The organism is Blastocatellia bacterium (assembly GCA_016713405.1).
Taxonomy (GTDB): domain Bacteria; phylum Acidobacteriota; class Blastocatellia; order Chloracidobacteriales; family JADJPF01; genus JADJPF01.
Genome location: JADJPF010000011.1, coordinates 188,310 through 213,284 on the forward strand (window position 1 = coordinate 188,310; position 24,975 = coordinate 213,284).

General features: G+C 35.4%; 15 protein-coding genes and 2 pseudogenes. 7 read left to right on the forward strand and 10 right to left on the reverse strand.

From position 1 onward, the window contains the following. Positions 1-224 precede the first annotated feature (224 nt). Complete coding sequence (locus IPK14_15480; protein MBK7994724.1) at positions 225-599, forward strand: DUF2911 domain-containing protein; 375 nt, start codon at positions 225-227, stop codon at positions 597-599. Between the two features lie 110 nt (positions 600-709). Here IPK14_15480 and IPK14_15485 read toward each other — a convergent pair whose 3' ends face one another. The 6 genes and pseudogenes from IPK14_15485 to metH all read right to left on the reverse strand — a co-directional run bounded on the left by IPK14_15485 (position 710) and on the right by metH (position 12,420). Beyond that, entirely contained in the window at positions 710-1,261 is a 552-nt protein-coding gene (locus tag IPK14_15485) for a hydrolase (GenBank protein ID MBK7994725.1), read from the reverse strand. 82 nt (positions 1,262-1,343) lie between these two features. Next, positions 1,344-2,084 carry a hypothetical protein gene (locus tag IPK14_15490; protein MBK7994726.1) on the reverse strand — a complete coding sequence of 247 codons (741 nt, stop codon included), beginning with the start codon at positions 2,082-2,084 and terminating at the stop codon, positions 1,344-1,346. Next, a complete protein-coding gene (locus IPK14_15495) occupies positions 2,062-4,344 on the reverse strand; it encodes a TonB-dependent receptor (protein ID MBK7994727.1) in 2,283 nt (760 codons plus the stop codon). The genes IPK14_15490 and IPK14_15495 overlap by 23 nt, the downstream gene beginning before the upstream one ends. A 191-nt stretch (positions 4,345-4,535) precedes the next feature. Beyond that, a pseudogene (locus IPK14_15500) lies at positions 4,536-6,547 on the reverse strand (cation:proton antiporter). Positions 6,548-6,792: 245 nt separating this feature from the next. Beyond that, a complete protein-coding gene (locus tag IPK14_15505) occupies positions 6,793-8,880 on the reverse strand; it encodes a S46 family peptidase (GenBank protein ID MBK7994728.1) in 2,088 nt (695 codons plus the stop codon). 60 nt (positions 8,881-8,940) lie between these two features. Beyond that, a pseudogene (gene metH / locus IPK14_15510) lies at positions 8,941-12,420 on the reverse strand (methionine synthase). Positions 12,421-12,583: 163 nt separating this feature from the next. Here metH and IPK14_15515 point away from each other — a divergent pair. Continuing rightward, positions 12,584-13,369 (forward strand): DUF433 domain-containing protein, encoded by a 786-nt coding sequence (locus tag IPK14_15515; GenBank protein ID MBK7994729.1) that lies wholly within the window; start codon positions 12,584-12,586, stop codon positions 13,367-13,369. Positions 13,370-13,486: 117 nt separating this feature from the next. Further along, the gene (locus tag IPK14_15520; GenBank protein ID MBK7994730.1) at positions 13,487-13,807 is read left to right on the forward strand and encodes a KH domain-containing protein; all 321 of its coding nucleotides are present in this window, start codon (positions 13,487-13,489) and stop codon (positions 13,805-13,807) included. Here the strand turns inward: IPK14_15520 and IPK14_15525 are convergent. From IPK14_15525 to IPK14_15535, 3 genes are all read right to left on the reverse strand, one after another. Continuing rightward, positions 13,804-15,036 carry a type III polyketide synthase gene (locus IPK14_15525; GenBank protein ID MBK7994731.1) on the reverse strand — a complete coding sequence of 411 codons (1,233 nt, stop codon included), beginning with the start codon at positions 15,034-15,036 and terminating at the stop codon, positions 13,804-13,806. The two genes, IPK14_15520 and IPK14_15525, sit on opposite strands and share 4 nt — an antisense overlap. A gap of 138 nt (positions 15,037-15,174) precedes the next feature. Next, complete coding sequence (locus IPK14_15530; protein ID MBK7994732.1) at positions 15,175-15,510, reverse strand: hypothetical protein; 336 nt, start codon at positions 15,508-15,510, stop codon at positions 15,175-15,177. 102 nt (positions 15,511-15,612) lie between these two features. Beyond that, positions 15,613-17,298: a carboxylesterase family protein gene (locus tag IPK14_15535; GenBank protein ID MBK7994733.1), complete on the reverse strand. Its 1,686-nt coding sequence runs from the start codon at positions 17,296-17,298 to the stop codon at positions 15,613-15,615. A 288-nt stretch (positions 17,299-17,586) separates the two neighbouring features. Between IPK14_15535 and IPK14_15540 the strand changes: the two genes are divergently transcribed. Then, complete coding sequence (locus IPK14_15540; protein ID MBK7994734.1) at positions 17,587-18,168, forward strand: sigma-70 family RNA polymerase sigma factor; 582 nt, start codon at positions 17,587-17,589, stop codon at positions 18,166-18,168. 129 nt (positions 18,169-18,297) lie between these two features. Then, positions 18,298-18,831 (forward strand): hypothetical protein, encoded by a 534-nt coding sequence (locus IPK14_15545; GenBank protein MBK7994735.1) that lies wholly within the window; start codon positions 18,298-18,300, stop codon positions 18,829-18,831. 26 nt (positions 18,832-18,857) lie between these two features. On the opposite strand, the gene IPK14_15550 is transcribed toward IPK14_15545, so the two are convergent. Then, the gene (locus IPK14_15550; protein ID MBK7994736.1) at positions 18,858-20,024 is read right to left on the reverse strand and encodes a cytochrome c3 family protein; all 1,167 of its coding nucleotides are present in this window, start codon (positions 20,022-20,024) and stop codon (positions 18,858-18,860) included. A gap of 98 nt (positions 20,025-20,122) precedes the next feature. Between IPK14_15550 and IPK14_15555 the strand changes: the two genes are divergently transcribed. Both IPK14_15555 and IPK14_15560 read left to right on the forward strand, forming a co-directional pair. Next, positions 20,123-20,698: a sigma-70 family RNA polymerase sigma factor gene (locus tag IPK14_15555; protein ID MBK7994737.1), complete on the forward strand. Its 576-nt coding sequence runs from the start codon at positions 20,123-20,125 to the stop codon at positions 20,696-20,698. A gap of 37 nt (positions 20,699-20,735) precedes the next feature. After that, a partial coding sequence (locus tag IPK14_15560) for a protein kinase (GenBank protein MBK7994738.1) occupies positions 20,736-24,975 on the forward strand: 4,240 nt, incomplete at its 3' end.

Below are 24,975 nucleotides of genomic sequence, written 5' to 3' on the forward strand. Positions count from 1 at the left end.
TAGAATTTTAGAATTTTGTTGATTTGTGTTTTATGTATTCCAAAAAAAAACTTTTCTACATAAATTTTTTTCCAAAACTTGGAAAAAAAATAAAAAATTTTTGCTAAGAGATGAAACCTTTTTTTTTGAGTTGCGTTAGTACGGGCAAATCAAATCATTACAAAAACTAAAACAAATTGTTAGGTAATTCTTTGTATTACCTACTATAATAAGGAGTTAGAAAAATGAAAAATTTATTTACTCGTATTGCTGTGTTAGCACTTGTTTGCACCCTTTCTCTTACTGCTTTTGCTAAAGAAAAACGTAAAACCGTTACCTTCTCAAATGATGTTAATGTAAATGGTACTGTAGTTAAAAAAGGTACTTATAAAGTCGTTTATGACGACACCACTAATGAAGTAAGTATTTTTAATGATAATAAAGAGTTACTAGTTAAAAGCTCAGCCAAATTTGTTCCACAGGACAAAGAAAACAACCGCACATTTTTAGCTACTAAAGATCAAGATAATTCCAGAGTGCTTAATGCAATTGGTTTGGAAGGTGAAAAACAAATGATTTTCATTGAACAAACTAGCAACGAATTAGCTAAACCACAATAACCTTTTTAGACAAATAGTTTTTTGAGTGAGTATTTCAACAATTATTTTACCTTTGTTTTTTGTATCTCCCTTTCTAAGTCTATTTCCCTTTAGTTGAAATACTCACTCTTCTATTTGATTAACCGGCTAATCTTCTTAAATTCCTCTGTACCAGCAAAGTCCATTAATTGAAAAAGCATCATTTCTGTTGTAACAATATAGCTACCAACTTGGCGTAATCTTTCTAAAGCTGTTTCTTTATCAAAAACTTTACGAGAAGAAACCGCATCAGCAACTATATGAACTTCAAAACCTTGTGAAAGTGCGTCTAAAGCTGTTTTTAGCACACAAACATGTGCTTCAACACCTGCAATTATCAAGGATTTTACTTTTAACTCTTGTAATTTATTGATAACTTCACTAGATAACATAGAGCTAAAGCACATCTTTTCAATTATTAATGGATTATCAGGTAATTGAACATCTGAGCAAGTATGTCCAAGACCCTTAGAATATTGCTCAGTAATAATTATAGGTACAGATAAAATCTCTGCTCCTAAAATTAATTTATTTACATTAGAAAAAATTTCTGTACGGTTATAAATTACAGGCATTAATTTTTCTTGTAAATCAATGATTAAAAGGGCGGTTTCTGTTCTTTTTAATAATCCAACTTTTTCCATAAAAGTCCTTTTTTATAACTAACAAAAAAGCCTTGGCTTGCAACCAAAGCTCTTTTGAAAGTTAAGTTTTTTTACGTGTTAATTAAAAAGCAAATCTCATCCCAAATTGAAATTGGCGTGGAGCAAAAGCAGCACGAAAACGATCAGGTGTAGCAACAAAGCGATTTCCATCTTTAGCTGGTAAATTAAAAGTACCATCTGGGTTTTGTGGGAAAATTGGGTTAACATCGCTAATGTTAACTCGATTAAAAATATTAAAGCCTTCAAAGAAAAGTTGTAATTTATAGCTTTCTTTGAAAGTAATTGACCTGGTTACTCGCAAATCTACTTTAGCAAAACCAGGAGTTAAGCCGCTATTTCGAGCTAAACTAGCTGGACGATCTCCCGGCGGGTTATCTCCATTAAGATTTAAGTCTTGGCCTGCCAATAAATTAAAGGGACGGCCAGATTCTAAATTAATAATGGAACTAACCTGAAAATCTCTTAAAAATGGGTTTTGAGTATAATTTAAGTCCCAAGTACCAGAAAAAACAAAGCGACTTCGCACATCTTGAAGCGATAAACCTCGCTCACCTTCTAAATTAAGTGGATCAACAGTTTGTTGTAGTTCATTACGAATATCAATAAAATTGTCTATAGCTTTGGAAAAAGTATAACTAGCAATAAATCCAAAGTTATTTAGTACACGACGGTTAAGAGAAATTGTTAAACCGTTATAGTAGCTATCATAGGCTGATGCAAACTCAAAAACATCCCCACGTGTTGTGTCTACTCTACCTGTTACTGCACTACCAACACCATCACCCGGGGATTGGTCTAACAATAGGATTAATATTTCGTTGGGAGAAGATTTTAATTCCTCTAACATAGTCATAGTTGACTATAAGAGCAGTATTTCTATCTAGGAAATAATCAAATCCAGCATTAACTTGTTGGGTGTATGCTGCACGCATACCAGGATCGTTACGAAATTCTAAACTTAACTGTGGAGTAAATGGTACACCTGGCGGGATAGTATCCCCATCAGGAAGCCGTTTTCCTGGTAAAGAATAGAAAAGTAGTGAGAGTGGAAAAGGAATAACAGGGATTTTTAATGCTCCTGAACTGGTGTTTTGTCCTACTGTAGCAGGGCCAAATAATGGAGTAGCAAAAAATAGCCCATAAGATGCACGAAAATGGAGTTTTTCAAGCTTAGCGGGTCTAAAAGATAAACCAATACGTGGGCTAACATTGCCGTTGTTATCTGCTAAAAAGCTAGTTTTATTAATATCATAGCGTAAACCTAATTTAAGCAAGAAATTAGGTCGGATTTTTATATCGTCTTGAATAAAAGTAGAAAAAGTTTTAGAACGAGAAACAACGCCGCTAGCATTGCTAGCTAAAAATCCTTGTGCAAATGCAGCAGGTATTCCCATAGTTGCTAAAGGCAGCACAGGAAAACCAGGGACTATATTTGGTAGTTGCTGAGCAAGATTTGTAAGGGCTGCTTTTTGTTGTGGTGTACGTAAGGATTGATCAAAGGCTTGTAAACCTGTAAGTACCGGGCCACCTAATCCAGTTAAATCTAGTGGTACAAAGGTAGCAAATCCACCTGGAAAAATAGGTACTCTAAAAAGCGGTACATCAACATAGGTAAAATCTACGCCAAATTTAACCGTTTGACGACCACGACTTAAGGTGACATTATTAAGTATTTGATAAGTACGAGTTTTCTTTGGTTGTGGAAGTAATGTTCCACGTCCAAAAACTACTAAACCTTCAGGTGCTACAATGTTAATTTGTGGGCCAGTTGGGTCAATTGGATCTAAATCTTGGTTGCGACGTGCATAAAGAAACCGAGTTTCATTAACTAAATTTAAGCCTGGATTAATATATGTGTTACTAAAAGCAAAATTATTATCCTGTAAATTCTGTACGCCAGCATTTGTATTAGCTACTTGTGAACCAGTAATTAACTCGCCAAAAGGCTCTCCAGCACCGTTAAATGTTCCACCATAGTTGTAGCGAAAATAAAGAGTGTTATTGGGCGAAGCTTTAACATCTCCACGAGCTAAAAATGTTGTTGTTCCAACACCAAAAGGTACTGGGCCATTAGCAATTGGAAAACCTTCTCGAAAAGCTGACTGGACTGTTGCATCACTAATAGCAACTACGCTATTTTGCTTAATAGAAAGTCTTTCAAATGAAGTAAAGAAAAACGCTTTATCTTTCTTTATAGGGCCGCCTAAAGTTGCACCAAATTGATATTGCTTAAATTCAGGATTTACATTAGCAAAGGCATTTCGCGCACTTAAAGAATCATTTCGGTTAAGGAAAAATAAAGTGCTATGAACTTCATTACTTCCGCCACGAGTCACAATATTGACGACTCCACCCAAGGCTTTACCAAATTCTGCTGAGTAGCCATCAGAAACAACTTGAAATTCCTGTACAGCGTCTTGGCTAAATGTTGAACGAACAGTTCCAGGGCCTGGGTCATTATTGTCTAAACCGTCAATTGTAATATTATTTTGACGTGCAGGAAGGCCATTAAAGGAAATTCCTGATGTAGCAGCAACGCCTTGTTGAGGTGTGCGATCTGGCGTTACACGAGGCGAGGTTAAAGAAAAATCTAAGAAATTACGGCGGTTAATTGGTAGATTATCTATTCTTTGCCGACCGTTGTTTGTGCTACTTTCAGTTTTTCCTTGATCTAGTAAACTGCTAGCTTCAACAATTACTAAATTAGCTTCTCCAGAAACACGCATAGTAAAATCATACAGTGAATTTCTACCTAAAATTAACTCCATACGAGTCATATTATTGGAAAATCCTGATGCTTGGACAGAAATTTCATATAAGCCTGGGGGAAGTTGTGGTAGTGAATAGCTTCCATCTTCGCTAGCTTGAGTTTCACGGGTAAGGTTTGTTTGTAGATTTCGTGCTGTTATTACAGCACCAGGAATTATAGCTTTTTGCTCGTCAATTACTGTACCTGTTAAACTTGCAGTAGTTGAGCCTGCTTGTCCAAAGGCGGCTCCAGCAAAAATTAAAATCACAGCAATAGAGAGCCAAAATTTCCTTAGCTCTAAAAACTGAGGCATATTTTTATTCCTCCTCACATTTTGATACACAAATATTTAATGTTATTTTTTAGCTCAAAAATTTTTTACTTAAGAGAAATGCTAGGTAAGCTTAATAAATAAAACGATTAACTAACAAACTTGTGCAAGTTTATCAATTAATCGTTAAGAATTTCTAGTCTAAATGTTCCTAAAAATTGCAGAGTTTATTTTTAGGTTTTTACAAGATTATCTGTGGAATTTTTTGTTAAATTTATTACTTTAGTAATATTTTCTGGTTCACCTAAGACAATCAATGTATCGTTAGCTAAAATTTGTGTGTCTGCATCAGGGTTTGAAATATGTTTTCCATCTCGGCGAATGGCTAGAACAGAAACACCATAATTTTTGCGTAGTTTAATTTTTGCTAGAGTATTATTTATTAGTATAGAGTTTTCTGTAGGCTTAAAAGTGCTAATTTCTACATCTGCTAAATGAACTTTTAGATCAGAAATATTTGCTGAAGTGCTAGATAAACTACGAAACATTTCATAACCATCACACCTAACTTCACTAATAAATTTTTCTATCTCTTCTCTAGGAATTAAATACTTAGTTAATACTCTAGTAAAAATTTCTACTGAAGTTTCAAACTCTTCTGGTATTACTTCTTCAGCCCCTAAGTCATAGAGAGGTTTCATTTCCTGAACAAATCTAGTACGAGCAATTATATGTAATTTGGGGCTAAGTTGACGGGCAATAGCAGTAATTTTACGGGTTGCAATTGGGTCAGAAATAGCAATAACCATTACCCTTGCATCTTTAATTGCTGCATGTTCAAGAACCGACTCTTGAATTGCATCACCATAATAAATTGGGATGCCTTCTTTTTTGGCTGATTTAACTGTATCGGCATTGGTTTCAATCGCAAAATAAGTTATGCCTGCGGCTTTAGCTGCACGAGCAACATTTTTTCCATTAATACCAAATCCAATAATAATTAAATGATCTTTAAGATGTTCTTTTTGGGCTATTTCAGTTTGATTTGGGTTTACAAAACCACTTTTTAGCTTGTCAGGTATCGGCAAAGTTAGAACAAAATCAGCTATTTGAGGAGAAAGAGAAATAATAAGAGGTGAAATTATCATTGTCATAACAGAAACAGCTAGAAAAAGTTGGTAAGTCTCATCTGACATCAAACCCGTTTGAGTACCAGCTTTAGATAAAATAAAAGAAAATTCTGCAATTTGACTTAATGCTAGCCCAGCTAAAAGCATTGTACGAAGTGGAAAACCAAGTGCTGCAACTGCAACAGCCGCAACAATAGTTTTTAATAGAATTATTACTAGTACAATTACAGTAATTTTTATTGGTTGAGCTAATAACAATCTAGCGTCCAATAACATACCAATAGAAACAAAAAAGAAGCTAGTAAAAATGTCTTTGAAGGGTAAAATATTGCCAAAAGCTTGATGACTATATTCTGACTCAGAAATAATTAGACCAGCTAAAAACGCGCCTAATGCTAGAGAAAGACCTATATAAGAAGTAAATAACGCGACAGCAAAACACATTGCAACAATGCTCATTAAAAATAATTCTCGGCTACGAGTTCTAACTATTTGATGAAGAACTGTTGGAACAATCCATTTAGCACTAATAGCAACAAAAAGCAGTATTCCAGCTATTTTTAAGGCTAAAATAAGCAAGGACTTAGTTAAATCACCTGCTTGACCTGCAAGAAATGGAGTAAGTAAAATCATTGGTACAACAGCAATATCTTGGAAAATTAAAATAGCAAGACAGGTTCGCCCATGTGAACTATCTACTTCTAATCTTTCTTGAAGTAGTTTTAAGACTATTGCTGTACTACTTAGCGAAATTAAAAAACCTAAAAAATAGATTCTCCTGTTGGACGGCCCAGTTGTTTAGCTAAAGCAAAAGTAGCAAAAATAGTTAATAAAACCTGTAATGTTCCACCAAGTAGAACTGCTTTTTTAATTTTTAGTAATTCTCCTAAAGAAAACTCTATACCAATGGTAAATAAAAGCAGCACTACGCCAATTTCAGCCAAAATTTCTACTTCATGAACTGCCCCTACTAGCTTAAATCCGTGCGGGCCAGCCAACATTCCAGTAATTAAAAATCCAACAATTGCAGGCAAGCGTAGTCGGTAGCAGATAAAGAATATTGCTATTGACAGCCCAAAAATTACTACTATGTCATTTAATAACGGTACTTCCATCAGTAATAAAAACATTCTTTATCCTCCTGGTTTTTTATTTATTAGATGACACTTTTACCCATGCAAGAAAGCTTGTAAAAAGCCTCTTTTTTTAATAAAAGTTTAAGTTGTAGAAATTAATTAAATGTATTTTGGAATAGCTTTTATAAGGATTGGTTCTAAAAGAAAAATCCTTTGATGTCCTTGAAAAGGGCATTTGATAATAGCCCAGTGATTTATCGCTGGGCTATTAAGTTTGTTGTTTGTTATTTTCGGCCTTCTAATTCATCGGCAAGAGCTTGAGCATTGTAGACTTTACGTAGGGCTTCTAACATACCAGCACTATGAACAGCCATAGCTCTACCTCGATCTTCTGTATAAATATAGCGGGAAACAAAGCGGTGAACATTGCTATCAAAGTTTACTCCAACAATTTCACCTTGTTGGTTAATTACAGGGCTTCCAGAATTACCTCCAATGGTGTCAGCCGTATAAACAAAATTCATTGGGACGCTTAAATCTACAGCAGATTTATTAGCTTGAAGTTTAGGAGCTAAATCAAATGGTGCTTTATTATCAAAACTAGCTGCACGGTCATACAATCCACCATAAGTTGTTTTATAAGGAACAAGTGTTGTTCCAACTTCATGACCTTTTACTACGCCATAACTAAAACGTAAGGTAAAATTAGCGTCCGGCGCAATTCTACGACCATAAACAGCAAAACGCGCTTTAGCTACTTTTTCGCCTGCTGCAACTCTTGCACCATCAAAATTTTCTCTAGCAAATTTATCTAGCTCCCTAATAATTGGGTCAATCCTTAATGCTAAAGCGAGTAATGGATCACCACTTTTTTCTAAATTTGCTAAATCTCCTTCTAATAAAGATTTACGGAAGTTTACGTCTGATAACTTAGTTTGACTAATAAGCTGTTGTGCAACATCTTTTGGAGAACGACCATTTAAGGTAGCTTTAACAAATGGGTCATCTTGTCCTAATTCTTCAAAAATTTCTTGCAAACGGTCGGCTAATAATACTTCTTCAAGGTCAGGATAAATTGGAGCAGGTGAGAGAAGTTGATATTTTAATGATTCAAGATTGGAATCTCTAAAAGCTGGTAAGCGTTGACCATTAGGTTTCTTTACTTCTGTAACATATTGAGAAATAGTTAATGCAAGTCTAGCAAGCTGTGAATTAGAGAGCGAAGAATAAAATATTCGCTTGCTCATTGGAGATAATTTTTCATAAGCTGCGGCCATTTCGTCCCAAGCCGACCCATAAAGCTGTTTTAATTCAGGGTTTGCAGCAACTTTTTCCCTTAAATCTTGCTCTTCTTGGATTTTTTGCTGCATTAATTTATTGGTTAACAAACCTTCTTGTTGGCCGTTTAGCCGTTTTAAGGTGTTATTTAACCCAGAAATTGTATCTGATGCACGTCGCTCTTGTTCTTGACCTAAAGCAGAATATTCAACTAGCTTATCTCGTTGACGTGTAAGGCTTTTTAGTGCAAAGGGATTAGAAACATCCCGTTGATATTTAATCTGTGCTATTGTGCGGAGTCGGTCGGTTGAGCCAGGGTTTCCAATTACAAAAATTAACTCATTATCTTTTGGCCCGGTTGTACTCCATCGGTAATAATGGTCGATTTTTGCAGGTTTATCATTTTCATAAACTCGAACAAAAGAAAAATCTAGCGCATAACGTGGATAAGTAAAATTATCAAAATCTCCACCAAATTCAGCCGCTTGTGCTTCAGGGGCAAAAACCATACGAACATCAGTATATTTTTTATATTGATAAAGCCAATATTCTCCACCTTCATAAAGTGAAATTACTGTAGACTTTAGCTTAGTTTTTTCAAGGGACTCTTTTTCTATCTTGGCTATTTCTGCTTTACGTAGTTCTTCTGCTCCTTTAGCGTCACTTGCCTGTTTAGCTACTTGGCCTATTTTTTCAGTAACATTTTCCATTCCAACCAAAACATTTAATTCAAGGTCTGGACATTTTAGTTCATCTGCAAAAGTAGGAGCATAAAAGCCTGTTTTTAGAATATTTCTTTCAGCCGTAGAAAGTTTTGCTAAAGTTGATCTAACAATATGATGGTTGGTAATTGCTAGTCCATTTGCAGAAACAAAAGCACCTGAGCCATTGTTAAAACGTACTGCTGAAAGCCTAGCATGATCTAACCATTGTTGATCAGGTGAAAAATTATATTTTTCTTTTAATTGTTTGAGTGGAGGATTACCAAAAATCCACATTCCTTCATCGGCTCGCGCTACCATTAAGGAACTGGTAAAAAAGGTAAAAAGTAAGATTAAGGCAAAAATTCGTTGGAAAAATTTAGCTTTATACATAGACACACCTATATTTTATTAATTTCAAAAGTAAAAATTTTAGTTTTTAGGTTGTTAGAACTACTTATTTGTTGCTACTTTTGTTTCAAAGTTTGCCACATCTTCTACATTAACAGCAAAATAACGTGCCTGTGGATGTTGAAATACAAGTGCCGAAACACTTGCTTCAGGATCCATCATAAACCCTTCAGTTAAATTAACTCCAATACGCTCAGGCTTTAGTAGTTGCCAAAGCAAAGCTTGGTCTTCTAACCTTGGGCAAGCAGGATAACCAAAACTTACCCTAACACCTTGATATTCAGCACGAAAGATTTCTTCTTTAGTTAAACTAGGGTCATCGATAATTCCCCAAGCACGACGGATTTTCTTATGTACTAATTCAGCATAGCTTTCCGCACTTTCTATAGCTAACATCTGTAAAACCATAGATTTTAAGTATTCGCCCTTTTGCTTAAATTCTTCTGATAGCTCGCGGATGCCTTGACCACAAGTTGTAACAAAAAAGGCTACGTCACCCATCCCTAAAGATGTAGGTTTAGCAAAATCACTGATGCAGAGTTGCCAACCCCTTGATTGACGAGGGAAATTAAATTCAGCTATTTTTAAGCCATCCGGGTCATAAATAAATAAATTATTGTCTTGGGAGTTAGCCTTAAAAAATCTATAAATACTTTGAGGCTTAAAATAGCCTTTTTCTAAAACTTCTTTTTTAACTTCATCTACTTGGCTAAGTAACTTAACTGCCTTTTCATCTCCTGATGCGACGGCTTCAGCAAAATTTCCCTTAAAGCCTAAGTGCTTGTTAAAAAGCATTTTAGGGTTAACCATATCCCAAATTTCTTCTAATGAAGCATTAGCCTCTATATGTTCTATATAATCTGGTGCAGGTTTTAGAGAAATTGACCAGTCAATTACCATTTTTTCTTGGCTAGATTCGCTTGCTTTTGCTGGTGTAGAAATACTTTCTGCTTCTGTAATGGCAAGTTTAGCTAATTCTTCTGCACCTTCTGGAGATTGAATTTTATTTGCAAGGTCTAGCCCATTCATTGCATCCTTAGCATAAACTACTAGCCCTTGATAAGCAGGTCTAATTTTAGTAATGGTAAAACGTTTGGTTAATGCTGCTCCACCAACCATAATTGGGGTAGTTATACCAACAGCAGTTAAGTCTTGTGCTGTGTTAACCATTTCTAAAGTAGATTTTACCAGGAGTCCTGATAGACCAATGATATTTGGTTTATGTTCTTTTACAGCTTCAATAATTTTATCTGAAGTTACTTTTATACCAAGATTAACAATTTCATACCCATTATTGCCTAAGATTATTTCAACTAAATTTTTACCAATATCATGGACATCGCCTTTGACGGTTGCAAGAATAACTTTTCCTTTAACACTGCTAGCATCTTTAGGCATAAGCGGTTCAAGAAAAGCTACTGCGGCTTTCATAGCTTCAGCACTTTGTAAAACTTCAGCAACAATTAATTCATTGTTATTAAAAAGTCGCCCAACTTCGTTCATCCCGTCCATTAGGGCCATTGATAACACCTAGAGGTTCATACTTTTGTAATGCTTCTTTTAGGTTATCAATTAAGCCTTCTTTGAACCTTGGATGATGTTGTCTGCTAGACGCTGCTCCAGAGTACGATTCTCTATAACTACTTTTTTAACTGACTTTTTATCTTTGAAATAAGCAGAAAAAGCGGCTACAGGGTCTTCACCTCGCCAGAAAATTAAATCTTCACAAAGTTTTCTTTGTTCTTCTGGAATTGATGGATAACGCTCTAGTTTTTGAGAGTTTACAATTGCTAAATCTAGCCCTGCTTTAACACAATGATAAAGAAATACAGAATTTAGCACCTCTCGACCTGCATTTGGTAGACCAAAAGAAACATTGCTAATTCCTAAAATAGTTTTAGTTTTTGGGAATTTTTGCTTAATTGCAGTAATTCCTTTAATGGTTTTTTCTGCTGAACCAATATAGTTAACATCTCCAGTCCCACAAGGAAAAACTAGGGGGTCAAAAATAATATCTTCTGCTGGAATACCATATTTTTCTGTTAGCAATTTATAGGAGCGTTCAGCAATTTCTAGTTTTCGCTCTACAGTAACGCCCATGCCTTGTTGCGGGTCTTCATCAATTGTTCCAACTACAACAGCACACCCATATTTATGAACAATTGGACAAACCTGCTCAAAACGTTCTTCGCCATTTTCTAAGTTGATAGAATTAAGTATTGCTTTTCCTTGAATTAGCTTTAATGCTTGTTCAAAAATTCGATGATCAGTTGAATCAAGCATAATTGGCACTTTAACTTTTTTAACCAAATGTCTTAAAACTGCCAAAATATCCTGCATTTCATCTCTATCAGGGTCTTGCAGACAGACATCTAAAATTGCTGCACCAGCTTTTACTTGGTTTCGTCCAACTTCCGATGCTTCTTCATATTTTCCATCAGCAATTAGTTGCTTAAAGACACGACTGCCAAGAACGTTCATTCTTTCGCCCACTTGATAGGGGCGGTTTTCTTCTTCAATTTTTAAGTATTCAATACCAGCAACTTGAGTTCCTTGCCAACGAGGAATAACACGAGGCTTTTTATTTAGAGCTAATTTAGCTAATTCTTTGATATGTGCTGGAGTTGTTCCACAACAACCACCAATTAGATTTAGCCAGCCTTTATCCATAAAATAGCCTAATGTATCGGCTAACATTTCTGGGCTTTCAGGAAAAATGCCTTCTTGAGGAATACCAGCATTTGGAACACAACTAACAGCCGTGTCAGCAAGCGTTGATAGGGTGCGGATTTCGTCCGTCATATCTCTTGGGCCGGTTGCGCAATTTAGACCAATGCTAACAGGATTAAAATGACGAACCGAGGTACAAAGAGCATCAGCCTTTTGACCAGCTAGCATTGCCCGTCCAATTTTTTCAATAGTCACAGAAAGCATTAAGGGCCAAGCCTCCCCGCGATCTTGAAAAAGTTTTTGTATTGCTGCACCGGCAGCTTTCATATTTAGAGTATCAAGCGCGGTTTCAACAAGTAAAATGTCTACACCACCATCTAGCAAAGCATTTGCTTGCTCATAGTAGGATTCAAATAATTCATCAAACGTCGCACTTTCTGTTACAGCTATTGACTTAGTAGTTGGCCCCATTGAACCAGCAACAAAGCGGGGTTTTTCTACACTAGAATATTCATCAGCAATACGACGAGCGATTTTAGCAGCAGCTAGATTTATTTCATAAGCTTTATCTTGAAGGTTATATTCAGCTAACACTACAGAAGTGCCGCCAAAGGTGTTAGTTTCAATAATATCTGCACCAACTTCTAAATAACTGCGGTGGATCTGCTCAATTGCTGATGGTTTGCTAAAATTAAGGTGTTCTGGGCAACCTTCATATTTTGCTCCGCCATAATCCTCAGCCGTAAGCTTCATAGCAAATAAACTTGTTCCCATCGCCCCATCAAGGACTAAAACTCTCTGTGCAAGTAATTCCTTAAATGCTGTTACTCTAGCGTTATTAATTTGCTTCATAAAATCCTAATAAAAAATTTATTGATTTATTAAACTATTTAAGAAACACTAATAATAGCACGGGCAATAGAAAGCTTCATCCCAAGTCTGAAAAAGTTAAAAATAAACAAATAAATAACTAAATAAACAACTAAATAATAAATATTAAAAGGAGAGCAACTAAATGGGCTGGCGTGAGCAAATTGTTATAGATCCTGCTATTTCTAGTGGTAAGCCGACGTTTCGCAGTGCCAACATTTTAGCAATGCCGCTGGTAGAATCATTGCTAAATGGTGCAAGAATTGAAGAAATAAAACATCAAAATCCCCAGCTTAATCAACAAGAAATGGAAGCTATTATTGAATATGCTCGCTTACAACTGCTAGAAAGGGAAGTCCCTTGGCAACATCAATTTGCTTTAATTGTTGAATTATTTGGATTAATTTGTTTTTCTTTTGGCTATGGACTCTCACTTTCAACACTCTTAACTTATGAACTGCTTGGATTTATAGCGATTATTTATGCTATAACTTGGATGAGCTTAAAATATCAACTTTTAGATTATGTTGGAAAAATTAGCAGTTTTCGAGTTAAACCTTTGATTTTACTCGCTGCTGGAACAATTGGTTTTGCTTTAAGGGGATTTTTTCCTGAACCTCCTTTTGTTGCATTTTTAATACTTGGCACAGCACTTTTAAGCCTTTCTGAGCTATCTAATCAAAATCGTTATTTACGTTGGTTAAGCTGGGGACAAAATATAAACTTACTATTAATTGCTAGCCCAATACTACTACTACTTATATTTATTTTATTACGTTTAACTAGTGGTAATACGTTAGGTATATACGAAAGCTTACTTTTACTTGTCTATAGCATTTTTGGGGGAGTTATTACAGCTTTGACTTATAGGCAATTTGTTAACTCTAATTTAACAAAAACTGTTAAGTCTATGACAGTAAACAATCCTTAAAAGATCTGCCAACAAGACTAGGGCAACAAATAATTTTTTGTTAACATTGCCACTTCACAAGGATATTAAATTTTCTCACAAAATAATTTATTTTTAGTTAAATATATAGGAAAAATTATGCGTAGAAACCCGCGATTTGGTAAAACAGATATCTCCTATAGAGAACCTCGAATGGAACGCCCACCAACACGCCGCCGCCATCGATTAAAAGAATTATTAGAATTTTTAATCATCACCCTAGTTGATAGTAAAGATGATGTAGCAGTAACAGAACGAGAAAGACAGGGTAAGTTTTATTACAATATCAAGGTAGCAAAGACGGATATGGGGAAACTCTTAGGCCGAGGTGGAAAAACCATTAGCACTATCCGAACTATCTTAAAAGTTGCTGCTGCTAAAGCAGATGTAGATGCTATTATTGATGTAGATGAGGACTAGGAAATAGTCTTTCTCATAATAGCCCCAGCCGCAGTAAGACCAGGGCCAAAAGCTATACTTAATATTAATGTACCTACAGGAATTTCATTGCTAGCAACAGTTTTTTCCCAAATATAGGGTAAGGTTGCTGACGACATATTCCCAAAATTACTTAAAATTTCTTGACTAAACGCTACCTGTTCTGGATTAAGTTTTAAGCTACGTTGAATAAATTCAATAATTTTTGGCCCGCCAGGATGAATAGCAAATAAAATTTTTTCTTTGTCTTTAGCAAAATCAAGCCCTACTTCTAACATTAAGCTTTCTACAAATGGCAAAATATTATCTCTAATAATAAATGGAATCTTTTTAGAAAGTATCATTTCAAAATTATGGCTGGAAAGATTCCAAAGCATTTCTGCTAGTGTATTGGGTATTATGGTTTCTTTTAGAGCTAAAATTTCTAGTCCATAAGTGTTTTGTATCTGAAAAATTTCTTTTGGGTAAAGCGAATATTTTATAAATCCATCTCCAAAAAGTGTCATTGCTAGTATATCTCTTGGAGTTAAATTTACTAAGTTAAGATGTAGTGTTAAAAATTCTGTATGTATAATGTCAATTTGTGATTTAGCTTTGCTTAAACCTAGCTGAGAGGCGGCTAAAAAGCCTGTTGCCATTCTTAAAGCAGGCAAAGAACCATAACAACCCATATGATAAGAATGTGTTACTGTAGTATTGACCCAATGACGAGTTGAAACTAGTTTTTCTACTGGGCTAGGGGCAAGATAACCTGAGCAGCTAACATGAATAATATCATCTGGTGGTAAAGCGTTAAATGAATAAGCTTTAGCCAATATTTCATCAACTATTTTGCCAAAAAACTGCATTCTTTCTGCTAAATTTTTTCCTTCAGGCTTAGTTTTAGGGCTGTCAAAAATTGCTATATCATCAATACTTATATTATTAAGAAATTCTTTATTTTCTTGTAAATAGCCAAGTATATTTACCTGACGGTTTTGTATAGTTTTTGGTGAAACTCCATAATGATAAATTTTTTCTTTTACCTCATTTGCTTCAAGTGAATGATTGGCTAAAGCAGCAAGTTCAGCAAAAGTATCTAGTAGATTTTGTTGTGGTAATGGTGGGGTAAGAATTATTGGAACAAAATTAGCTAAAACAGGGGTAAATTTTTTATTTTGCTCAAGAAATTTATTTTCTTTTGCTACAACGTCTTTTAAAGTTTCTAGCATTAAGCCTACCACCAGATTTAAGTTAAAAAGCTAAGAGAAACTTTGATTCTAAAGTATGGTAGTAGTTAATAAAAAGCCAATACAGATAAATTATTGATAAATTGTTGTAAGGAAAATAAATGTAGGGCGGCTATTTATCTATTCTGCTAGTGCTATAGCACAATCCTTACCAGCACGTTTAGCTTTAGCTAACTCTTTGTCTCGGTTATCTTTATAGAAAGTTTTTTTCTCAGGAGTTTTTCCACAACGACTTACAGCACAATTATAAAGCGATGCGTCCATACAATATTTAGCTGTAGTAGAACCTGTAGCCATTTCTTTCTTAAACTTTTGATAATTTGGGTCATCTTGACATTTGTCTAAACAATCGTCTTGACCTGCATTAGCAGAAGAAAAACTAAAAGATATTGCAAGAAAAATAGTAGTTATTATTAAAGGTAAATAAATTTTTTTATTAAAAATAAACTTTTTCATGTCTCATTTCTAGCCTTTCTAAATAAGTATTAATTAATAATGTGGGATTTAGCTAATATGCTAAAGGTTGCTAATAGCATATTAGCTAAATCAAAAAACTTATTATTCACCACAACCACAACTAAAACGAGCATCTGCACCAACAGTTTGAGTTAGAAAATCACAAAAAACTTTGCGGGTCTCTTTGGCAGTTTTTATCTTAGCGTTTAAGACGATGTTTGTATCATTAGTGGTTGTATAAGCGGGCCAGGTAGGTAAGCCGTTACCATTAGGATCACCTTGTTTAGCAAAATTTGTCCAATACCCAACCATTCTATCAGCTAACTTATTTTCTTTCTTAGAAATAGGCAATAGTTTAACATTGCTAATTGTATGAAAGACAAAACCAAGCTCTAAACCGTGAAATGAACCTAGTGCTGGAGCAGATTTTATTACTTGAGTAAACTGGTAATAAAAAGTTTTTGGTTGGCTAGGTGCAATTAACTTAACAGCAGTACGAGCAGGACAAAGAAAAGCAAAATCTGTAAAAACAGCGTCTATTGCTAGAGTTGGAGTACCATAATCTGAAATTGGATAACGTCTAGCAATATCAGTAGCTTTATCACCAAAAGCTAATCTTAAAACAGCTTCATAATCAGCTTGATTGTTAAGTTGAACATTTAGCCCAGGAATAAAACTTAAAAATTCATTCTTGTTAGTACCAATCATTAAAGGAACTTGATTATAGTTACCTGTTCTTAATAGTTCTGTGCTTTTATCAGGAATAATGACACCATCAACAATTGGGCCATATTGAAAGCCTTGAAAACCTAATTCATCGGGATTTAATGCAGTTAGTAGTTCAAGAGGTGTTTTAGTACGTAAACAACTAGCAATATCACTGCTATTTTCACAACCAAGTTTAGCAGATGCTCCCATACCAACGCCTTCAGCAGAAGTTAAGTTAGTATCTGTGCGTAAAGGTTGATCTACAAAAAGAGGTGCGCCGCTTTCTACAATTGCCTTTTGGAATAATCCCTTGGCTTTTGGAGATGTAACAAGGGCTAAAACATTACGTCCACCAGCAGATTCACCAAAAATTGTGATGTTATTTGGATCACCACCAAAGTTAGCGATATTTCTTTGTACCCATTGAAGCGCGAAAATTTGATCCATTAAACCGTAATTACCAGATACACCATTTTCTTTGTCTTCAGCACTAAGAGAGGGGTGAGAAAAATATCCTAATGGCCCTAAACGATAATTAATTGTTACAACAACAACTCCGCCCATTTCCGTTAAAATTGTTCCATCATAAAGGCGAACCCCAAAAGCGGTTAAATCCGAAGAGCCTGTAACATTGCCTCCACCATGAATAAAAAACATAACTGGACGTAAGGCATTTTCTTTAGCTTTGGGCCCCCATATATTTAATGTTAAACAATCTTCGCTACCAAGAATTCTTCCTCCATCAGGTTGGGCGCAAGGTGAACCAAAATTAGTTGCATCTAAAACGCTTGTTCGTGCTTGTGCTGGTTGAGGGGGTTGCCAGCGCAAACCATTTATTGGTGCAGACGCATAAGGTATACCACGAAATGCAATGCTTTTATCTTGCAATTCTCCTGTTACTGGGCCTTCTTCGGTCATAACAGGATCACTTGCTACTAGCGGATTAAGTTGTTTGAAATCATCAGTACTATTAACATTGTTAGGTGTTATGTCGGGAAATTTTTGGCTGTTCATTATTGCACTGGATGCCAAAAGACTGCTACATACTAACAATGCAAATAAAAGTAAGTATTTTCTCATAGTTGTTTCCTTAAATATTTTGCTACTAAGTTATTACAAACAATAATTTTTAATGTCGCTCAAATTAATCAAATTTAATTAATCAAGAAATGCTAAAACACATAATTGCAAGTGTTTTTATATGCAAGACTTGTAAGGTTGAATAATTATTATTGAAGTTATAAGATTTTCGCGCGATTAGACTTAGATGGCAAGCCTTATTTCTCTAAACTGATTAATCGCTTCTCACAAAAGTTATTTAATTGTTATAATCTCGCGCAAAATTTCTAACTTACTTATAAGGAATCTATGAATTTAGCATCTTTAACAGATGTAGAAATAGTTGAACAATTTAAGCAAACCCAAGATCCATGGCTAATTGAAGAACTTTACCGGCGTTATTCACAACGGGTTTATTGGTGGTCACTAAAGTTTTTGCAAAGTCCTGCTGAAGCTGAAGAAATGGTTCAAGAAATTTTTATGGCTTTAATTGCAGATGCTCTAAATAACTATCAGCCACGAGAAGATGCTAAATTTAGCTCCTGGCTCTATCGCTGTGTTGGTAATCAATGCCTCAAGTCCTTAAGAGGACGCTATGAAGCATTAAATAAACAAGTCATTATTGAAGATATTCCACAAGAATTAATAGCTAAAATTGATTTAGATGGCTCATTGCTTCTAGCTCAAAGAACAGAACTTCTAACCAAAACATTAAATGAACTTAGCGCAATGCAGCGGATGTGCTGCTTAAAGTTCTATTGGGATGGAATGAAATATGAGGAAATTGCTAAGGAATTAGATATTACTTATGATCAAGTTCGCTCCAACCTGCAAAACGCGCTTCGTAATCTAAAAATAGCTTTTAAGGAACCCCAAAGTAAAAAACATTAAGCAAAACAAATAGCAGTTAGGCAATTGACTATATGTTTTACAGGTTTTCTAAGGAAACAAATTGTAAAACTAAGGCGTTTGCTTTGGCAGGAGCAGCATCAATAAAAATTAGTTTTCCAGGAGTTAATTATGCTTTATTTTGCATTTTTCTTTTGGCGTAAACCCCTTATTGAGAGCAATACAACTACATTTTCATACTACAAAAACAACGCATATTTTGCAATTTTTATTGGATTAATTCTTTTACTTATTGTTGAATCTATTGTGGCACATTTTTTCTTGGCAAAATTTGATACTACTTTAGCCTGGGTTGCTAGTTTAGCTAGCATTTATACAATTCTTTGGCTTTGGGGAGACTTTCAAGCTATTAGACTTAACCCTATTGCTATCAATGATCAAGAACTTAAATTAAATGCTGGCTTAAGATGGCAAATAAGCGTACCTCGAGAAATGATTAAAGAAGTAATAGATATAAGCAAAGCAGGTAAATTAACTGAAAGAAAAGACTATTTAAGTATGACCATAGCTGGTGAACCGGAATTAGTAATAGTGCTAGAAGAACCACTAAAAGCAAAAGGGCTTTTTTATCTTACAAAAGAATGTAAATATATTGGAATATTTGTTGATGATTTACCTGCTTTTAAGCAAACTTTAATGGCTTAATTTTTAGAGACTTTAATGACTTATATTTAGCTACTTAATTTTCTTCTGATATCTAGATAAAGAAAAATAATAATTACAATAATTATTTTATTAACCCAAGGTAGTAATTGATCAATTAAAGAAATAGAAGGAGAAACATTAGTTGTTAAATTGGCTGGCAGATCTGACACAAGTTCTTTTGGTGGATTTTTTTCTTCTAAAGAGTTATCAATTTTAATTTCTTTTTTATCAGGCTTTTCATTTTCTAAAGATAAATAAACATTACTGATAGGCTTTATAGTTGGTTGAGGGTAATTTGTAGTATTACCCTCAGAATTAGTAACAAACTGTTTTTTTTCTTGATCTGTTAAAACGGACAGATGCAAATTACTGGAAGAATTAGTGTTACTAGAGTTACTCCAATAATTTGGAGTATAAGAATTTGCCTCAGAATAATTCTGTCTAGGATAATGGCTACTAGGCTGCGGATTGTGCCAATTGTTGTTAGAACTATTATATGGATAATTCCAATAATTACTAGGATAACTGCCAGAGTAATTATTGGGATAAGTTTTAATTGTATAATTATTTTGAGTTATACCAATAATTGTTTTATCAACTTGTTTATTAGAGCTAATTGTAGGAAATAAAGGTTCAATACCATATTCAACATTATCATTGTTAGTATGGCAAGTAGTGCAACTAGTAGGTTCAATATTTCGGCTTTTATGACAACTAATACATCCAGCATCATCTTTTTCTCCTTGCCCATGATAAGCTTCCTTAGCATTAATTGCTAGTTTTCCCTTAAATTTATTATTTTCATTTGTTCCTTCAATTGTGCAAGTTGTATCATCGGCTTGGTGACAAACTGCACACTTAAGCACATCTTCTTCAAGTTTTACTGTTAAGGTATTAGAATTAGTATGATGGCAAGTAACACAAGTAATTTTAGCTCTTTCGCTAATATGTTGGTTGTGGTCAAAAGGTGTTTTTCCTTTGTCTCCAGCAAAAGCAGAGTTTGGAATATTTGGATCGTCTAAAACTATTATTGAAGGCAGTGAACGACTAATACCAAGTGTTGGGCTATCGTCTATATTGGCTTTTGAATTAATATTATTTAGGTTACTAAATAATATATAGGAAGCAAATATAGCAAAGCAAGAATAAGTAAGGATAAGCTTGATTTTTTTTAATTTCCTTGTAGTATTCATAAACATACCTCTAATTTTTTATGTTAATCTTCTTCTAAAAGGGAACGCGCAATCCATTGATAAAATGGTGAGAAAGTTTTCAAAAAATTGGAGAAAATATGTCAAACGAAGACATTACAAAGCTGTTAGTAGATTGGAATCAGGGCAATGAAGCGGCGAGAGATGAGCTTATCCCATTAGTTGCAAATGAACTACGCCGAATTGCTAGCCGATATTTATATGGGGAGCGACATGAGCATACCTTACAAGCCACTGCATTAATTAATGAAGCCTATATTCGTTTAGTTGATCAAAAACAGGTGCAATGGCAAAACCGCGCACATTTTTTTGGTGTTGCTGCACAATTAATGCGCCGAATTTTAGTTGATTATGCCCGAACACGTAATGCAGCTAAACGGGATGGACAACGCCATAAACTATCTTTAGATGATGTAATTAACCTTTCAGAAGAACATGATAAAAATTTAGTTGCACTAGATGAAGCTTTGGAGCGTTTAGCTAAATTGCAACCTCAACGAAGTCAAATTGTTGAGCTACGTTTTTTTGGAGGGATGACAATTGAAGAAACAGCTAGCGTGCTAAATGTTTCAGTTGATACAGTTAAGGCTGAATGGCGACTAGCAAAGGCTTGGCTTTATCGAGAGATTAGCAATTTGCCGGAAGGTTCAGAATAACTTAAGATAAAAGGCAAGATTTTTTCATCTAAAGGCTATGGGTACACAACAAGGGCAAATAGACCAAATTTTTCTTTCCGCGCTAGAAATGCCTCCAGAACGTCGGGCGGCTTTTTTAAAGTCTTGTCCAAATGCTAAAGTCCGACAGGAAGTTGAAGCCCTGCTTGTTGCTTATGACCAATCCAGTAACTTTTTAGAAACACCTATAATTAATGCTCAAAACTTAACAGAAAGCACCGAAAATAATGTTGATTTGCTAATAGGTCGTACTTTAGGAGATTTCCGAATTTGTGAAAAGCTTGGAGAAGGTGCTTTTGGTGTTGTTTATCGTGCTGAACAAATAACTTTAATGCGTGAGGTAGTTGTTAAGGTACTTCACCAAAAACATCGGGATAACCAAGAAGTAATTGAAAGATTTTTACGTGAAGCCCGCCTTGCGTCCCGGTTAGAACACCCTTACACAGCACATATTTATGCTTTTGGTGCTGAAAACGATGGTTTAATGTGGACTGCTATGGAAATGGTGCATGGCACTCCGCTTGACAGACTATTACGCACCCAAGGAGCAATTGAGCTAGAACGTTTTGTTCCACTGCTAGATAAAATTTGTGAAGTTGTACAAACAGCACATGATGCAGGCATTATTCATCGGGATCTAAAACCAGCTAACATAATGGTCATTTCGCGAGCAGGCCGGTTGCTACCTAAATTACTAGATTTTGGAATTGCTAAGACTTTAGAAAATGACACAAGCTATATCAATAAACTGCAAATAGAAAATAAGGAAAACTTAAATCTTGGAGAAGATACTAGTAAAACTACAGGACTTTTAGGCTCAACTCCCTATATGCCTGCTGAACAATGGGAAAATGCTGCTCAAGTAGACACCCGCGCAGATATTTATGCTTTAGGAGTATTTGCTTATGAAATGATTACTGGAAAACGTCCATTTTCAGGTGGTACACCAACAAATTTCTATAATCTATATAAAGCTCATAAAGAACAACCTGTTCCATTGTTAGAAAAGACTTTTCCTCCCTCCTTACACACAGCAATTGCTAAAGCAATGGCAAAATCGCCAACAGATCGTTATAGTAGCGCGGTTGAATTTGCTACAGCTTTTCGTACTGCTGCCGGAATTAGTATAGAGCAAGGTGTACTTCCACAACTTGAAACAAGGCTTTATGAAATGCTGCTAGCTACTGCTCCACAACCTTTAGCTGAAAGTGTTGCTAGATTTGGCTCTGCTCGTAGCCTTCACCAATCACGAGAACGTTTATTAAGTATTTTACAGGTAGGAGTACGTTACCTAGGCTTAATTGCTCTAGCTTGTCGCGCTCAAATTGGTTCAGGAAATAAAAAAGATAGCGAGACGGTTTTAACACTTCTTGGAAAATTACGTAGTGTCGAGCTAACTGATAAAGAATGGTATAAGTTAGCTGAGCAGCTATGCTTACCTTTTGCCTTAAAGCGAGATGCTTATCCAGTACCAGAGCTAGTTTCTTTATTTTTTCAACCTAGTAGTACCCAAAAAACTGATCAAAGTAAGAGTTTTGAATCTTTGCTAGAACTGCAAACAACTAATTTATTAGGTGCAACAGAAGAACAAGTACAAAATGAGCTAGCTAACTACCTACCAGAAATTACTAAGTTTTTACAAGCAGTTAGCTTTATTTTAGACTATCCAATAGTTGTTAAGCGTCGTGAACATTTAGAAAGATGGATGGGCAAAGAGCGTGCTGCACATTCAATAGCTCAAGCACAACTACAAAAATTACAACAAAATCGACCTACTTTGCTAGATAGCCAAGGACGAGTTATTTTATCTCTATGGCCGTTACTACAGCTTTTTGAACCACTAGCAGGGACAAGAGAAGAGTTGTTTTTTTTAACTGGAAAAGGCCGTCATGGAGCAAAGCTAATTGCTCTACCAACAGGATTTGAAAGACAAGATGAAACCGTTTGGGAATGGTTCCAAGCCATTTTCTTTGCTGATGCAGAAGAATCCCAACACGATAGCCAAACAGCAAAACCACCTTATCTTGGCTTAATGGCTTTTACTAGTGCTGATGCAGACCTGTTTTTTGGTCGAGAACGTGAAACAGAAAGCTTTATTAATCGCTTAAGACTTCAACCCTTACTTGCTATTGTTGGTACTTCTGGAGCAGGGAAAAGCTCGTTTCTTCAAGCTGGTGTAATTCCTGAACTCCCCAATAATTGGCGAGCAATTACCGTTCGTCCAACGCTCCATCCTGTTGCAACACTTATAGCTAGGCTAAAAAGGGAATTTGGCAATATTGATAAAAAATTAGCTGAAAAATTAGCTACACAACCAACTAGTTTAGCTGATTATTTACAACATTTAGCAGAAAAAAATAATTTAACAATTTTACTTTTTATTGATCAATTTGAAGAACTTTTTACTTTATGCTCTGATTTATCAGAACGTCAATTTTATGCTTCAATGCTAGCCGAGGCTGCATCAAGTGAAAGTATGGTGCGGATAGTTTTAGCTTTACGTGATGATTTTTTAGTTAGAGCTAAACAATTGCCAGGCTTAAGAGAGCGTCTAACACAAGGTTTGGAAGTATTAACAACACCTGCGCCAGAAGATTTACTTAGAATACTAGTTGCTCCTACCCAAAAAGTTGGATATCAGTTTGAAGATGAAAATCTACCTAAAGAAATAGTAGCCTCGGTTGCTGACCAGACAGGAGCCTTACCATTGCTTGCTTTTACGGCTGCAAAGCTTTGGGAACTGCGCGATCGTAATTTTAAGCAACTACTTCGCAAGGCTTACCAGGGGATGGGCGGCGTAGGCGGTGCTTTAGCCCAACATGCAGAAAATATGTTAGCTGCTATGACTACTAGCCAACAACGGCTTGTTAGAGAAGCTTTCCGGCAATTAATTACTAGCGAAGGGACTAGAGCAATTCTTACTAGAACAGAATTAATTGATTTATTAGGCCATAGCGAAGAAGCTCAAGCTGTAATAGAAAAATTAATTTCAGCACGTCTTTTAGTTGTTTCTGAGGGTGAACAAGGGATAGAAAAAGTAGAAATCGTACATGAAGCTTTGCTTATGGCCTGGCCTCGTCTTGTACAATGGCAGCAAGAAGAAAAAGAAAACACTCGACTGCGTGACCAGTTACGTACAGCCGCTAAACAGTGGGAAGACCGAGGGCGGGTAAAGGGACTACTTTGGCGCGATGAAGCTTTAACAGAATACCAACTTTGGCGAACTCGTTATAATGGAAAATTAACTAGCACTGAAGAAGATTTTGCTAGTGCTAGTGTTTCAGAAGCACGAAGGGGAATACGTAGAACTAGAATTGTTGTTAGCACAATTGTAATTAGCCTAGTAGCTGGGCTGCTTATCTTATTTCAACAACGCCAAATATCTCAAGAATATGCACAACGTGTTGAAGCCTATGCACAACGTTTGGAAGAATATGCCAAAAGCCTTTTAGAAGAGAAAAAACGCACTGAAGAAAGCAGCGAACTTGCTAAACAAGAAAAACTTCGTGCAGAAGAACAACAACAACTTGCTGAAAGTAATGAATTAGAAGCAAATCACCAAGCAAAACTCGCTAAACAAAGCACTTATAAAGTGCAACAAAAAGTCTTAGAGGTCTATGAAGACCGAGGACGACAAGAAATTTTATTAGGTAATCCACTAGTTGCAGCACTTTATTTAAGCGAAGCCTATCGATTAGGTAAATCTGACCCAATATTAAAATATCTACTAGCTGAATCTATGCGAACTGTAGATGCACAGCTTTTATCTTTAGATAAACATAATAAAGAAGTTTACTTAGCAGAATTTTCACCAGATGCAAGCAAAATTCTAACTCTTAGCCGAGATAGCGCAAAAATCTGGCAAGCTAGCAATGGAAAAGAATTGATAAACTTTGCAGATTATCAAGGAGGTGAGCCATCAGCACGATTTAGCCCAGATGGAAAGCTATTAGTTATTGCCGCTACTAATAACACTGCACAAGTTTTTAATCTATCTGATGGGAAGTTGTTGCACTTATTAACAGAACATAAAAAGCCTGTTATTTCTGTGCGATTTAGCCCAGATGGGAAAGAAATTCTTACAACTAGCCGGGATGGGACAACAAAACTTTGGGATGCTTTAACAGGTAAATTAGAACTTTCTTTAGGTTTTTTGGATAAAGAAATAGGCTCATTAGCAGAATTTAGTCCTTCAGGAGATAGAATTATTACTGCAAGCGATGGAGGGATAAGGATTTGGAATTTATCAGGTGAGTTAC